We start from the raw sequence: 13,988 nt of genomic DNA, 5'->3' as shown, positions 1-13,988 counted from the left end.
AGCTGGTAAATATAATCCTCAATATTTTTTTCGCTTTCATTTCCTAAAATTCCATCGAAATCGAGCCAATTACAGTAAATGGTTGCCCTGGTTCAATGGAGCGAGTTCTGGTCAACGTGGCAGCACTACTGATATAGTCAATATCGAAGAGGTTATTAAAGTTCAGCCCAACTCGCCAGTTATTTTTGCGATAAAATAGAGCCGCATTAGTTAGGAAATAACTATCTACCTCGAAATCATTTTGGAAATTGCCAAACCGCTTGTCAACATAATTGAAGCCAATTCCAAAACCTAAGCCTTGTAAACTACCCTCTTGAATTTCGTAGGTTGTCCACAGATTGGCAGTATGTTTGGGAGTGCCTGGTAAGCGATTACCAACAGGTATGGTATTATCTTCGGTAATTTCGGTATCAGTATAGGCATAGCCAGCAATAATGTTCCATCCTGGTGCAATTGTGCCAGTGGCGCTAATTTCAAGACCACGACTTTTCTGTTCACCAGTGGCTACAGATGCTCCCAAAACGTCAGGGTCAGCTGTAGATACATTCTGTTTGGTAATGTCAAAGTAGGCTAATGTCGCCAAAAGATTGCCTTGGAGTAATTCAGCTTTGATACCGATTTCGTAGCCTGCACCACGTTCCGCTTCTAAATAATTGCTGTTAGCATCAACAGCAAAACTTGGCACAAATGAGCGAGAATAGCTAGTGTAAACAGAAATATTTTGTATTGGTTTATAAACCAAACCAATTACTGGACTAAAGGCCTCATCGTATTTAGTTGCATCTGTCACAAGGTTCTTAAAATCGACGGTGTCATAGCGTAACCCGGCAAGCACCATAAATTTTTCATTCAATGCCATTTGATCTTGCAAATAGAAGCCTAATCTGGTAAATTCCTCATTCATCCTTCTGGGCGTTATATTAGCAAAATTTGTTCTAGGTGGAAAACCGTAGACTGGGTTGAAGATATTTATGGTAGTTGATCCACCTCGAAAAATTGACGTATCTACAACACTCCTGTTAAAATCGACACCAGCTAGAAGTGTATGTTTGATAGAACCTGTAGTAAACTTACCAACGGCATTAGTTTGCAGTGAATACTCATCTGATTGCGACTCTTGTAGAGCATAGGTGCGAGTGAGAATTCCTGTGGTTTCATTCAAGGCACCAGGAAGGGTGGCTTGAAGTGTTGCATCTTGTTTGAGATATCGGAAGGCATTGCGTAGAGTCCAGTTATCACTAAAGCGATGGTCTAAGTTGTAGCCGATGCTGAGAGAAGATGAATCAATAGAGTCATTAGGATCGTTGAAAATGCGACTATAAGGAACATCAGCCAGACCATTGCCAAAAGCAATTAGACCAGTATCAAATGGTCTTGTTCTATCGAGATATTCCAGGGAAAAGTTTAACTTGGTGCGATCGCTAATATTCCATGTCAAACTAGGTGCAATAAAGAAATTTTCCGTTTCTGTGTTAAATTCACGAAACCCATCTTCCTTTTGGTAAAGCGCATTCAACCGATAGAGTAATTTGCCATCAGAGGTCAAAGGACCAGAAATATCAAAGCTAGGCTGCACCAGTCCATAACTACCAAATTGAGCTTTAACTTCGGCAAATGGTTCTGATAGTGGTTGTTTTGTAACCAGGTTAATTACTCCACCAGGGTCTAGCTGACCATACTGCACTGAAGCAGGGCCTTTTAAGACTTCAATCCGTTCTAGATTTGATGCTTCTGGCGAAGAAAAGTTGTCGTATATTCGAAAGCCATCGCGTAAAATCGGGAGACTGGTAGTACTAAAACCGCGAATTGTTATTCGATTACCTACCATAGAGTTAGCACTGCCAACCACACCAGGGACATTGCGTAGTGCGTCATCGATGCGAGTAATTTGCTGGTCTTTCAGTATTTCTTGAGGAATAACTTGAATTGACTGAGGGACATCAATAAGTGGTGTATCCGTGCGGGTTACTGTTGCCGTACTAGGAACTTGATACCCGGTTTTTTCACCTGTCACCACCAGTTCAATTGGCTCGTCTGCTGCTGCTGGCTGTTCTGGCTGGGTTTCACCCTCTGATGGAGTTGCTGCTGCTGGCTGTTCTGGCTGGGTTTCGCCCTCTGACGGAGTTGCTGGCTGTTGGGGTGGTGATGAAGCTACAATCGGTGTCAAACCAAAAATTAATCCCTCATCACTATCAAACAACTCGGCAGTTGGTAAACTTGTTTTACCTATGATGCTGACTCGGATAGTATTAGCATCTTGATTTGTGGCAGTAATCTCAGTGATACCTGCTACGGGATTCTCTGAACGAAATGTGAAAGCTTCACCACTCGGTAAACGTAGTTGTGCATTAGCTATATCAGCGATATAGCTATTACCAGTACTGCGATTTGTAAGTTGTAATTTGTCTCCTTGGGAAGTTTCTAGGAGTATCTCTACACCTTTATCGGTGGAATTAGCTTTCACACCAGTTACCTGTATAACTGCTGAATTTGCTTGAGATAGCCATCCTTTTATAGTCCTAGTGGGACTAACAAAGTCACTGAGGTAGGGAATATTTTCTACTTGCCCTTCTACAACCTTCTGTCTTTTTTTGGCGAGAGTGAGGGATTTTTTTCCTTCCACTTCCATTTTGCTGATACTTTCTGCCCATACAGGTTGAACAGCGACAAGGGCTAATGCTCCTGCTAGGAAAATTGAGATCTTCATATTTTACGTCCTGACAAATCCTTGCAACTAAATCCCGATCAGGCTAGTTAGCTATTAGTTAAGAATCTTTTGCAAAAGTGAGTGAAAAAATTATACGAAGTTAACCTCTAGAATTTCTTTGTGAAACGGACTTTTTTCTTTGTGAAACGGACTTTTTTCAAAAAGGTTAGTAATTTTTACTCATTTGATAAGCTTTGGGACCGACTGCAAATTTGCGTCGGAATGCCACGCTAAAAGCTTCAGGATTGGTATAACCTATGGTTGTGGCCACTCTGGCTATTGACATATCCCTTTTTTTCAGTAACTGCTGGGCTTGCTGTAACCGATAATCTTGTAGGTAGCCGAAAACTGTTGTCCCAAAGACTTGGCGAAATCCCTGTTTTAGTTTACGCTCGTTCAGTCCTACCTGTCGGGCTAACTCTAATAGGGTCGGGGGGTTATTCATTGTCCGCATCAAAATATCTTTTGCTGCATCTAGTCGTTCAATGTCATCTTTTCGTAACTTTGCGGCGGCTGATTGATGTGGGGTTTCTGTCCAGTTGGTAAACTGTAAAATTAATAATTCCAGCGCTTTGGCTTCAAGATACATTTGCCGGATAATTCCCTGATAAGGACAATGCAGGATTTGCTGGAGGACTTGTTCCATTGCCATAGTGTTTTTGCCCAGGCATTGATGAAACTGTGTTGGTTCACCAACTTTAATCATCTGCCGCAATATTTCCGGTAGAGATTCATAATCTGAATTGAACAATCTGAAATAGTTAATATCTGCGTAGATCATTACCAACTGGATTTGTTCTTCCGCCCGCCATTCCTCGTATTCTAAGACGTTGGGCAGGCAGTAAAGGTAGTTATAACCGTGGGATTCTTCATAGTCATTATTTATACTTAAACTACTTGGTGTTGTGACTCTAGAACAACTGGATAGATAAAATTTTGCCGTGAGTGGAAACGAAGACTCATGTTGCTGTTCTAATCTTAGAGGTTGCCGCAGTTGGGCTTGTCTAATATGAATAATCAGTCCGTTACGCAACTCAGTGATGCGATCGACTCCTCTGCCAAAACACTTTGGTAATCTATAAATTCTTTCAGAACCATTTTGATGATGGATGATCTCACCATTATGTTGAGCTTCTTCAACCAAATCCGCATAAGCTTGTTGTGAAACTGAAACTGTCATGGCGATCCTACTTGATAACTAATAGTATTATTTCTCAATAATTTATTGTGTAATTAATACAAGATAAAATCAAGTACGTTGTTTCGGATGAACCATCATCATCAAGAACAAGCCAACGCGGGTTGATGGGTTTGAGCAAAATTCTAAAAGCAGTCAGAAAATGACATTCAATGGCAAAGTAAAGGTAAATGCAGTTTGAGCTTCAGATATGGAATTTAAGGTGAGGTTGCCACGATGGGCGCGAGCAATTTCACGAGCTAAACTCAGTCCTAGTCCTAGTCCTTCAACCTTGCGGGTATGTGCCGGATCACCCCGATAGAAGCGGTCAAAAAGGCGATCGCGATCGCTTGCAGGAATATCTTTTGATGCATTGGCAATAGTGATATGGATATTTGTTGGCTTTTGCTGTGCATAAATCTTGATCCAACCGTCGGCAAGATTGTATTTAATGGCATTACTCAACAGGTTTTGCAAAACTTGCATGAGCAAATCGCGATCGCCCTGTACCTTAAGTCCAGCAGGAATGTCAGTTTGTAAGCTCAGGTGAGGAGCCAGTAGTTCTACATCCTCTACCATCTCCATCAGCAACTGTGACATATCTACCTCAACCAGATACAAGCTCATTTGTCCGGCATCTGCTAGAGATAACAGCAAAAGTTTGCGGATAATTCCACTGAGACGGCGCACTTCATCCAAAAGATTGCTTAAACGCTGTTGTACTTCACTTCCTGAGTCAACCTGTTGTAAAGTTCTTTCTAGTTCACCTTGCAGAATAGTCAGTGGAGTTTTGAGTTCATGAGCAGCATCAGCACTGAAGCGGGAAGCTTGGGTAAAACTACGCTCCAGGCGTGACAGCATTTGGTTAAACACCTGAATCAGTTCAACAAACTCAACATCCGTTGTCCCAATAGGAATTCGCTGATCTAATCCTTTGACTGTCACCTGTTGAATGACACCCGTTAATTGACCGATAGGACGCAACGCCCCACCAGAAATTAACCATGCTCCGATCGCAACCATGAGCAAAGCCACTGGAATAGAAACCAAGAAGATATTGCGAATTGAAGCCATCTCTAGATTGACAACTTGCAGACTCACAGCGATCGCAACCTGAGTATTGGGAAATTTAGCGGCTCCAATCCGCCAAGTTGCTGTTGCTGTCTGTGCAGTAACAAATTGCAGAGGAAGTGGGCGAAAAGGCGATGAATTTGGTCGTTCTCTAGGAGGGGGAGGTGGTAGAGGTGTTAACTGAAGACGCTTAACCAACAGATTGCTTACCTCAATATCAGTAGCTAAAGAATTAGATTGAGAGACTGTGTTGCCGTTTGCATCAAGTATCAGCAGGGCGATGGGGGTTTGGATATTGGTTCCCGAACCAAAAGATAATAATTCTGGGCGCAGAGATGACCTGGCTGGAGGCATAGAAAGGGAGCGCCTGGGAATAGGCGATCGCTCTCTTTCAGATGGACGACTGGCTCGAATCAACTGATTTAACAGTTCTGCATCGAGTCGGCTAATCTTGGCATTGTAAATCTGAAACCAGGAAACTGCACCAAACCCTACTAACGTACTGCCAGCTAGAGCCGCAGACAACAGAGCAATTCGGAGTCGAAACGAACGTAATTGCTTCATGATCAAGATTCCGGTTTGCGAAACCGATAGCCAACACCACGAATACTTTCAATCCAACTGGCTTCATCAATAGGGTCAATTTTTTTACGAATTCGCTGGATACATACATCTACAACATTGGTATTGGGGTTAAAGTCATAGCCCCAAATGTGTTCTAAGATTTGGGTACGGGTAAAAACTCGTCCGGGAGAGCGCATGAAATATTCCAAAAGATTAAACTCGCGGCTGGTGAGTTCTATTGCTCGTTGATTGCAAGTAATTTCTCGCGTGATGCGATCGAGTTTGATTGGCCCAACAGTCAGGAGGTTTTGGCGTTCTCCTACACTCCGACGCATAACCGCATGAATACGAGCGGCTAATTCTTCCACAAAAAACGGTTTAGCAATGTAATCATCTGCTCCTAAGTTTAGACCTGCCAAGCGATCGTCTAGTTCATTACGAGCCGTTAATAAAATCACCGGAGTATTGCGACCTTCTCGCCGCAGTTGTTTGAGAATCGACAGTCCATCTTTTCCCGGAACCATAATGTCAAGAATAATCGCATCATATTCGTTATCTAATGCCCGCAGATACCCTTCATCACCGTTATCGCAGTAGTCCACAACAAATCCCTGCTCCTTCAGTCCAGCCCGGACGAAGTTAGCAATTTTTGCTTCATCTTCGACAAATAGAATATTCACACGCATTTATTAGTTCATTTATTGCTCCATTTTAGATTCATTGCTCTATAGCTCAAATTACAAAAGTGTAATTGAGAAAGTAGGCAAGCTGTAATTTTGAGGTGGATTAATTAGAAATGTCAGCAAAAGTAATTTTCGAGGTTAATTATGATGAATATTCAGAGAGTTTTAGCCTTAACAACAATTTCCTTGGTGATTGGTACATTCGGTTTTGTTACACCTAATCAAGCGATCGCTGCAACTCCATCTGCTCGTCGTCCACAAATCGCACAACAGTCCCACAGTCACCAAAAGGAATTGCAAAGACGTAATAAAAAACCACAGGTGAAACATCGCCATTCCCAACCTCAACGGGGTGCAGATCACAATCAGGCTAAACCGAAGAACCGTTGATATTCAGGAGGCAGGAGGAACTCACCCTTAAAAGAATGGGATTGAGGTAAGGATACTTTATACCTTGCATAAGGCATCTCGGTATAATTCCTTTTTTAAACTGGGCTTTAGACCAGAACTAAAGTTTTTATTGGTACTTCCATCTCCTGCCTTCTGCCTCCTAACTCCTACCTTTTTGGTAGGATTTAAATCCTCATCTGAAACTTAATTCCGAATACCTAAAAGTTGCCCATTATGAAAAATAACCACCAATTAGGTCGAATTTTAACCAGAAGAGAAGTACTTGCTCTATTTAGAGCAACCGGAACAGCAATACTTGTGGTAGGATGCACGCCAAAAAAGTCTTTTTCCACGCAAGCACAGTCTAATGTAGCTATCCAAACATCATCTACACCTGCCTGCGTCGTGAGTCCAGAACAAACTGAGGGTCCGTATTTTATAGACGAGAAGCTTAAACGTTCCGATATCCGTTCCGATCCGGCTGATGGGTCAGTGAAAGAAGGCGTACCGCTGCAACTGACCCTACACCTTTCCTTCTTAGAAAGTAATGCTTGTATACCTTTGGTAGGTGCGATCGTGGATGTTTGGCACTGTGATGCCTTGGGTGTCTATTCCGATGTGACAGACAGAAATTTTAATACTGTCGGCAAAAAATTCTTGCGTGGCTATCAATTAACGGATGCTAAAGGAAATGTCCAGTTCACTACTATTTACCCTGGTTGGTATCAAGGAAGAACTGTGCATATTCACTTTAAAGTCCGCACAAATGGAAGATCAGGGCAAAGTCATGAATTTACGTCCCAGCTATATTTTGATGACGCAGTTAGCGATCGCGTGTATAGCCAAGCACCCTACGCCAGCAAGGGACAGCGATCGCTAAAAAACACTGACGACAGAATTTTTGCCGGTGGTGGTGAGCAAATGTTGCTCAAACTCACCAAAAATGCACAAGGTTACGCGGCAACCTTTGATGTTGGACTTCAGATGACTTGATTGGAGCAGAGGATTACAGCGATTTTTGGGTAAATGAATCACATTTTTTTGTCTCACGCAGAGGCGCAGAGGCACAGAGAGGGATTAAGAGCTTGATTTCTCTAGGTTTCACATTTATATGCCTAACGGCACGCTCTGCGAACAGCAAACCCTAAGTACATGAAAATTGCTGCAAGCACAAAAATTACAATTTTGTAATTCAGACGCAAGGCAAACTGTAATTTTTAGTTGCTTAAATCAGAAATATCAATCATTTAACTTGTTGGAGAATGACCATGAATCTTAATAAAGCAGTAGTCGTGACAGCAATTGCAGCAGCGGCTGGTACATTTAGTTTAATTTTGCTGAATCAGGTAAATGCTGTTAATCCATCCTATCAAATTGCCCAGGTTTCACCATCGCCCAACGCACAACCAGATGGAGAGCAACGACCACCTCGCCCGGATTTTAAGGCAGCGGCGACAAAGTTGGGTGTAACGGAACAACAGTTAAAGGATGCCCTGGGCGTTCCTGCTAACCCTCCCAGTCAAGGTGATAGAAATCAACGACCACCTCGCCCGGATTTTAAGGCAGCGGCGACAAAGTTGGGTGTAACGGAACAACAGTTAAAGGATGCCCTGGGCGTTCCTGCTAACCCTCCCAGTCAAGGTGATAGAAATCAACGACCACCTCGCCCGGATTTTAAGACAGCGGCGACAAAGTTGGGTGTAACGGAACAACAGTTAAAAGATGCCCTGGGTGTTCCGGCTAACCCTCCCGGTCAAGGTGATAAAAATCAACGACCACCTCGCCCGGATTTTAAGACAGCGGCGACAAAGTTGGGTGTAACGGAACAACAGTTAAAGGATGCCTTGGGTGTTCCTGCTCATCCTCCCAGTCAAGGTGATAGAAATCAGTAACCAGGCTTGCGCTCTTAAGGGTTCGCCAGTCACTCATACTCGTAAAAGTCTGGCAACCTACTCCAAAAAAGATTGAACTGTTAGATCCTTAAGGGTAATGGTAAAGTTACGCTGTTTTGCTGTAGCAATGAATGAGATAATTGCCTCACAAGCCACAGCAACCGTTAACATTACTATATTTCGTGCTAAGGGATAATCACAAACATCATCATTAACTTCAGAAGGAACACGATAAACATCATTCCAAATCACTTCTGCATAATCAGATGATAGCCCAGCATGAAGACAAGGAATGCTTTTTTGATCAGCATAATCTTTCACTGCTTGACGTGCTACACTGTTGTCAAAAGCATCAATAATTAATTGACTATCTTGGAGTAATTGATTTGTATTTGCTGATGTCAATTCCTTTGTTTTAGCATCAACTTTAGTCCCAATTGCTCGATATAAATTGTTCGCTAAAATTTTCGCTTTAAATGCTCCTACATCAGCACGATAGTAGGGTTGGGTGGAAAGATTACGTTCCTCAATGCGATCGCAATCAATCACCGTCAGTTTATCAAAACCAGACCGAGCTAAGTTTTCTACAATATTAGCTCCTAATGCTCCTGCTCCACAAATTGTAATCGGATAATCTTTTAGCTTTTTCATCACAGCATTGCTGCGGTAAAGCTGTTCGTGAAAAAAGATGCTCATAATAATACTGTCTGAATCAGGATTTGCAGGATTTAAGGATGAACAGGATTAAAATTGCGATTTGATCACCAATTACCCATTACCAGCCTCAACTAGATGATTAGAACCTTGGGTTAGTATGATTGTTGTTCCATCACAGCCACTAAGGATTGCAAGTCAAAATCACGATCGCGTCCACTCAGACAAATACCAGAACTGACAACAGTTAAATCAGATTTAGCGATCGCACTACTATGACGAACACCATCCGCAGTAGTCCAATCAACAGTCCAATAATCACCGCGATCATGGAATTGAGTTAAAGTACCACCTCCCATTTGTAACGCCTTTCTCAATCGTCTTTCATCCTGTTGGGGTTGAGTAAAACCCTCAATTCTTTGACTTGCTAATTCATACACCGTGCGGATTTCTGGAGTAATGCCTTTGAACTGCAATTCCTGTGTTGGGGTAAATTGTTTAACAGCAGATTGCAGAGTTTCCACAATTTCTGGATCAGTACGGCGATCAATTTCCTCAAACCAGCAGGATTGACCATCCCAACGAGCTATGATTTGCTCAAAGGCAACACCCTCAGTTACTAAATGTAATGCGATCGGCTTCACCACCTTCAACCGTTGACGCATATCTGCTTCATTCACAGGGTATGCTAACCAAGTTTGTTTTTGCAGTTGGTATGCTAACCGCAGTCGGATTTGAGGAAAATGTTGCAGGTATTCGGCAATTTGGGGTAAATCAGCTTCTTCCACAAGCTTTGCTGTCTTTTCATCCACAGCCTGAAAGATGCCCCAACCTGCAAATTTACTAGGCTTTGGTGTGAAGGTGTAAACCATCCCAGCTACCCTTGTGCGGACTCGTCCACCTTTGACACAGGGCGCAAGGAATTGAGTTTCAGATAACTGTGCTTCTGCATTAGCTATTTGGTTGATTAGGTTAAATATGTTAGTCATAACTAATACCAATTATTCAAAATCAGCTACAAATTCAACCTAGCAGTCTATAAATTTTCCTTCTTTCCTTCTTCCTTCGCGTTCTATTCCTTCGGAACGCTACGCGAATGCGTCTTCGCGGTTCGTTCCTTTATCCGTCAAAATTAATGGGACAGACCAATAGAAACAGGCATCAAATCTAACTTTCTTAATTACGAATTAATCTAAATATTTCCTGCGTGCAAGTTGGTGGAGCATTGCGTGTTCTCAGTTACTGGAGGGACTCCGCTGGTGAGTTGTTACACACTTTTTAAAAGATGGCTACTTTTAAGCCTACTTCCCAGGTTCTTCGTACTCCTCGTTCACACACGCCCACTGCATTTGACAGTGTTACTTTTCCTCTCGTACTAGTATGTAGGCTCCACAAGTTGGGTCACGCAAGAAACATATTACATATACTACAACAAAATTTGCTATTTTCCAAAATATATTTTGGCAATTACAGACAAAATCAGAACTTACGCAAAATCAAAAAATATTTATCTCACGCAGAGACGCAGAGGCACAGAGAGAAAGAGTTTTAGAGAGACTTTGTGGTCGAGCGTGAGAGGTACAATATAAATGTATTCTTATTCTTGGCAATCGGAGTGATAGCTAATATGACCACCGAACAAATGCTGGATAAATGGCAAACTTTAAATGCAGATGAACAAGAAAAAGTTTTAGCATTCATTGATTCGCTTGAACGCCAAAAGCAGCAGCTAAAATCTGGCTCTAAGTTAGGTAAAAAATTAAGACAAATTCGACAAGAAATTATTAACTCTGGTCTTCCTTTGTTAACGGCTGAAGAAGCAGATAGAGAAAAAGCAGAATGTCGGGGTGGTTATGGAGACGACTTGATATGATTCGTACTTTCATTGATGCTGGTGTTTTAATTTATGCTGCTCGTTCTCAAGGGGATATGGCTGAGAAAGCCTTACAAATTCTGGAGGATGAAAACCGAGAATTTGCTTTTTATTAAGCAAATAGTATTTTACTTTTTACCAAAACCTTTTGGAGTTGATCTTCTTTTAGAAGGCAAAGAGTTTGTTGATGAATCCGTTTGCACAGTCCCTAAGCCAGATTGCTGCTCAATTTCTAACGACTGTACAGAGGATGCTATTTGTAAATCTGCTACTGATTTTGTTACATCATCTTTTATATTTAAGTTATCCTCTGTGTTGTGATTTTCGTTTGGCCAGCATGAACATAGATAACCACTTTCTCTAGAATTTAGCGGTAATCTTGATGCAAAAGACGGTTCAGGAACAAAAATAACTTTTTTTTGTAACATGAAGTTCAAAATTGAGGTAGAGCCACTTGCACCTATCTTATCTCGAATTTTCCTGACTAAAAAAGCAACATCAACAATTTGATTTAACCAAATAGCTGCCTCCTCTAAAGGTACTATTAGAGATGGAGGATCAAAGTGCATCATATGATTTCTAATCTCCCTCAGATTATGAAAGGAAGATAGTTCATCAACTGCATTATCTAATGGATTACCAGTAATCTGACCAATCCACTTTAGTTTGTCTCTAAATCTCCTGCCAAATTTTTCACCAACTTTTTCCTTATCAAAATTCCATCCAGGGAGTGGGTCATATTGGGCTTTATTATAGAATTGATTTAGGGTTATCTCTACAAGAGAAATTGTATCTCCTATTAAAGTTCTCAAATCAAAAATCCAGTCGCTCAACAATGCTTCATTTGATTGAATAACTAATTTATTGCGGAGCGAAATAATACGCTGTATTAAAGTCCTCTGCATTGAACTATAGATATGTCCTTCTCTATCAATCTGGAGATGGATAGGATATTGATCACCATACATCTGATTTTGAGGTAGAGCAATTGTTAAAGGTTCTGTTGAACCTAGATCAAATTTATGGAAATTTATTTGAATGTCGATAGTATGATCGAGCCAAAAGCACTCATAAAGAGGTAAGTTAAAACTCTCAGATGAAAAAGAATTATTAGAATATATATATTTTGATATTATTCCATAACCAATTGGCTTACTCTGTATTATTTTATCTAGTGTGTAGTTAACACTAAAATCAGGTTTTTTCATCCATTTTTTTTTGAGATATTTTGATTAGAGTAAAAATTTAGCAGTTCAACAGTAACTTTTGCTACGATGTCAGCTTCGGTTTTGTCATGAAACTGAAAATAATAGTGATTGTTAGGCATCTGTTTTTATAGTTTTTATCAAACTAGTAGAGTGTGGCATTGCCCATCATTTTTACTGACAAGCAATGCTATATTCTAACCTCATTTATCCGCCCTTACAGGCAAAGGCATATCTAAAATCTCCATCAGCAAATCCAGACGAGAAGGGCGCGTCAGCAGTGGGACAAGGTTCGGCAAACTGTAGTAGTCACCGGCGAAAGTGAACGTATCTACAGGTGCTTGTTGCTGCTTCAGTTGAGTCTCAATCCAGTTGTAATGAGAACCCACACGGACAATCACCACATTAGGCATGATCGCCAACTCCCGGCAATAGCTCTTGTAAACCTGACCGAAGTAAGGAGCAGCATTTTCACCTTCATCCGTTACCACGATAATTTGGTCAACAACCTGCTTCTTCTTCCGCATTGCTTCCAATGCACAACCGATGCTAGTACCACCACCTGCATTGATGTACTGGAAAGCACGTTCCCAGTCAGTCAACTCCTTACCCTTTGCTGTAACAGGATAGGGAATCGTATCAAAAGCATAGACAAACAATTCTGCCTGAGTGATACCAGAAATTAAAGCAGCAAGTTGTTTACCAACAGCGATCGCATTCTCCATTGAGCCGGACTTATCCACCAGTAGGGCAGTTGGACGAGCAATTGTCCCCCGTCGCTTTACCTGCTCATTAGTAACCTTGTCCAACCGAGCAACGGTGTCTGCGTCGAAATCTGCTGTGTCTGCGGCAACCTGGGCTTTGAAGGCTGAGACACGCCCACTCTTGGACGCTTCCTCCAGTTTAGAGTCAATCAGCTTCTTGACTTCTGGGTGATCCATTGCCCCTCTAGTTTGGAGTGACTTGAGGTTATTGATCACTTCTTGGGGACTCATACTGTTGATTAACGCCACCAAGACAACAGGTGTAAGCTGTTTAATAGCACCAATAGCGATCGCATAAGGAATTTTGAACTCCACAATCAACCGTGCCTGTTCTGCCGCTTTTTCTGCCTTAGCAAGCTGTTTTAGGATATCTGCTAAAGAACCCGTTGGCGGAGTATTGCGGAACAAAATCGCATTTGCCCGTTCATTGGGCTTGATGTGCAGGGAAGCATACAGGTGTTTCATTGCCTTACGACCCCGCAAAGCAGCGCGATCGAATAAAGCCGGATTACTTTCGCGTGTCTTCAAATACAGCCGCACCGCAGTCCGAGCCGAACGAGGCAACTTATTTTGTTGCTGCTTCATAAAATCCACCACACGAGCCACCTGATAGGGTGGAAACTCTTGCAGCATCACAAATCCAGCATCCCGGTGTTCAGTCAAATTGCTAGTTAGCAAATGAGCTAGAAATACTTCTTTGTGGTCACGAACATCACCATAACGCTGATACCAAACAGCTAAATGTCCGTAAAATATCGGATCAAGTTCAACAATTAACTTATGAATTTCTGCGACTTGCTCAAGTTTGCGGTGAGGGGTTGTCAGCAAACTATTAAGCATTTCTAAACGCAGGTCACGTTCTGCGGTATTAGTATTCATAATCACCTCCTCTAATTGTGATGGATGAGGAGGCAGTGTTGCACGCGGGGTGATAAAGTCACCGCGCAAGTTGTGGAAGCATTGGGTGTAACTTGTGCAGAGTTATGTAGGCTTCCCGGATTAGGGCGC

The 13,988-nt window shown here is 41.9% G+C and carries 12 protein-coding genes; 4 read left to right on the top strand and 8 right to left on the bottom strand.

The features are described 5' to 3' along the window. Positions 1-43: 43 nt before the first annotated feature. The 4 genes from ACOWPH_RS21265 to ACOWPH_RS21250 form a co-directional block, all read right to left on the bottom strand. Entirely contained in the window at positions 44-2,707 is a 2,664-nt protein-coding gene (locus ACOWPH_RS21265; RefSeq protein WP_015217375.1) for a TonB-dependent receptor, read from the bottom strand. 166 nt (positions 2,708-2,873) lie between these two features. Beyond that, positions 2,874-3,887 carry a helix-turn-helix transcriptional regulator gene (locus ACOWPH_RS21260; protein WP_015217374.1) on the bottom strand — a complete coding sequence of 338 codons (1,014 nt, stop codon included), beginning with the start codon at positions 3,885-3,887 and terminating at the stop codon, positions 2,874-2,876. Positions 3,888-4,040: 153 nt separating this feature from the next. Then, positions 4,041-5,519: a sensor histidine kinase gene (locus tag ACOWPH_RS21255; RefSeq protein ID WP_015217373.1), complete on the bottom strand. Its 1,479-nt coding sequence runs from the start codon at positions 5,517-5,519 to the stop codon at positions 4,041-4,043. Between the two features lie 2 nt (positions 5,520-5,521). Next, complete coding sequence (locus ACOWPH_RS21250) at positions 5,522-6,199, bottom strand: response regulator transcription factor (RefSeq protein ID WP_042466231.1); 678 nt, start codon at positions 6,197-6,199, stop codon at positions 5,522-5,524. Positions 6,200-6,346: 147 nt separating this feature from the next. Between ACOWPH_RS21250 and ACOWPH_RS21245 the strand changes: the two genes are divergently transcribed. From ACOWPH_RS21245 to ACOWPH_RS21235, 3 genes are all read left to right on the top strand, one after another. Beyond that, positions 6,347-6,592, top strand: a complete 246-nt coding sequence (locus ACOWPH_RS21245) for a hypothetical protein (protein ID WP_015217371.1) — start codon at positions 6,347-6,349, stop codon at positions 6,590-6,592. A gap of 234 nt (positions 6,593-6,826) precedes the next feature. Next, a complete protein-coding gene (locus ACOWPH_RS21240) occupies positions 6,827-7,585 on the top strand; it encodes an intradiol ring-cleavage dioxygenase (RefSeq protein ID WP_015217370.1) in 759 nt (252 codons plus the stop codon). Positions 7,586-7,860: 275 nt separating this feature from the next. Beyond that, complete coding sequence (locus ACOWPH_RS21235) at positions 7,861-8,484, top strand: hypothetical protein (protein WP_422665619.1); 624 nt, start codon at positions 7,861-7,863, stop codon at positions 8,482-8,484. A gap of 57 nt (positions 8,485-8,541) precedes the next feature. Here the strand turns inward: ACOWPH_RS21235 and ACOWPH_RS21230 are convergent, their stop codons facing one another. Together ACOWPH_RS21230 and ACOWPH_RS21225 are read right to left on the bottom strand one after the other, a co-directional pair. Further along, positions 8,542-9,180, bottom strand: coding sequence for a HesA/MoeB/ThiF family protein (locus tag ACOWPH_RS21230; RefSeq protein ID WP_015217368.1), 639 nt, complete (start codon positions 9,178-9,180; stop codon positions 8,542-8,544). Between the two features lie 113 nt (positions 9,181-9,293). After that, positions 9,294-10,127, bottom strand: coding sequence for a hypothetical protein (locus tag ACOWPH_RS21225; RefSeq protein WP_015217367.1), 834 nt, complete (start codon positions 10,125-10,127; stop codon positions 9,294-9,296). 638 nt (positions 10,128-10,765) lie between these two features. On the opposite strand from ACOWPH_RS21225, the gene ACOWPH_RS21220 reads away from it, so the two are divergent. After that, positions 10,766-11,011, top strand: coding sequence for a hypothetical protein (locus ACOWPH_RS21220; RefSeq protein ID WP_015217366.1), 246 nt, complete (start codon positions 10,766-10,768; stop codon positions 11,009-11,011). Positions 11,012-11,139: 128 nt separating this feature from the next. Here the strand turns inward: ACOWPH_RS21220 and ACOWPH_RS21215 are convergent, their stop codons facing one another. Together ACOWPH_RS21215 and ACOWPH_RS21210 are read right to left on the bottom strand one after the other, a co-directional pair. Further along, the gene (locus ACOWPH_RS21215) at positions 11,140-12,219 is read right to left on the bottom strand and encodes a hypothetical protein (RefSeq protein WP_015217364.1); all 1,080 of its coding nucleotides are present in this window, start codon (positions 12,217-12,219) and stop codon (positions 11,140-11,142) included. 200 nt (positions 12,220-12,419) lie between these two features. Beyond that, positions 12,420-13,859 carry a vWA domain-containing protein gene (locus ACOWPH_RS21210; RefSeq protein ID WP_015217363.1) on the bottom strand — a complete coding sequence of 480 codons (1,440 nt, stop codon included), beginning with the start codon at positions 13,857-13,859 and terminating at the stop codon, positions 12,420-12,422. Positions 13,860-13,988: the final 129 nt, after the last annotated feature.

Origin of the sequence: Anabaena sp. PCC 7938, from assembly GCF_049315035.1 — a bacterium.
Taxonomy (GTDB): domain Bacteria; phylum Cyanobacteriota; class Cyanobacteriia; order Cyanobacteriales; family Nostocaceae; genus Anabaena; species Anabaena cylindrica.
The sequence above is the reverse complement of the archived record's forward strand: the minus strand, read 5'-3'. Positions and strand labels throughout refer to the sequence as shown.

Coding starts and splice junctions, on each gene's coding strand:
- ACOWPH_RS21240 (WP_015217370.1), top strand. CDS start 6,827: ATGAAAAATAACCACCAATTAGGTCGAATTTTAACCAGAAGAGAAGTA.
- ACOWPH_RS21210 (WP_015217363.1), bottom strand. CDS start 13,859: ATGAATACTAATACCGCAGAACGTGACCTGCGTTTAGAAATGCTTAAT.
- ACOWPH_RS21260 (WP_015217374.1), bottom strand. CDS start 3,887: ATGACAGTTTCAGTTTCACAACAAGCTTATGCGGATTTGGTTGAAGAA.
- ACOWPH_RS21245 (WP_015217371.1), top strand. CDS start 6,347: ATGATGAATATTCAGAGAGTTTTAGCCTTAACAACAATTTCCTTGGTG.
- ACOWPH_RS21220 (WP_015217366.1), top strand. CDS start 10,766: ATGACCACCGAACAAATGCTGGATAAATGGCAAACTTTAAATGCAGAT.
- ACOWPH_RS21215 (WP_015217364.1), bottom strand. CDS start 12,219: ATGAAAAAACCTGATTTTAGTGTTAACTACACACTAGATAAAATAATA.
- ACOWPH_RS21255 (WP_015217373.1), bottom strand. CDS start 5,519: ATGAAGCAATTACGTTCGTTTCGACTCCGAATTGCTCTGTTGTCTGCG.
- ACOWPH_RS21235 (WP_422665619.1), top strand. CDS start 7,861: ATGAATCTTAATAAAGCAGTAGTCGTGACAGCAATTGCAGCAGCGGCT.
- ACOWPH_RS21225 (WP_015217367.1), bottom strand. CDS start 10,127: ATGACTAACATATTTAACCTAATCAACCAAATAGCTAATGCAGAAGCA.
- ACOWPH_RS21230 (WP_015217368.1), bottom strand. CDS start 9,180: ATGAGCATCTTTTTTCACGAACAGCTTTACCGCAGCAATGCTGTGATG.
- ACOWPH_RS21265 (WP_015217375.1), bottom strand. CDS start 2,707: ATGAAGATCTCAATTTTCCTAGCAGGAGCATTAGCCCTTGTCGCTGTT.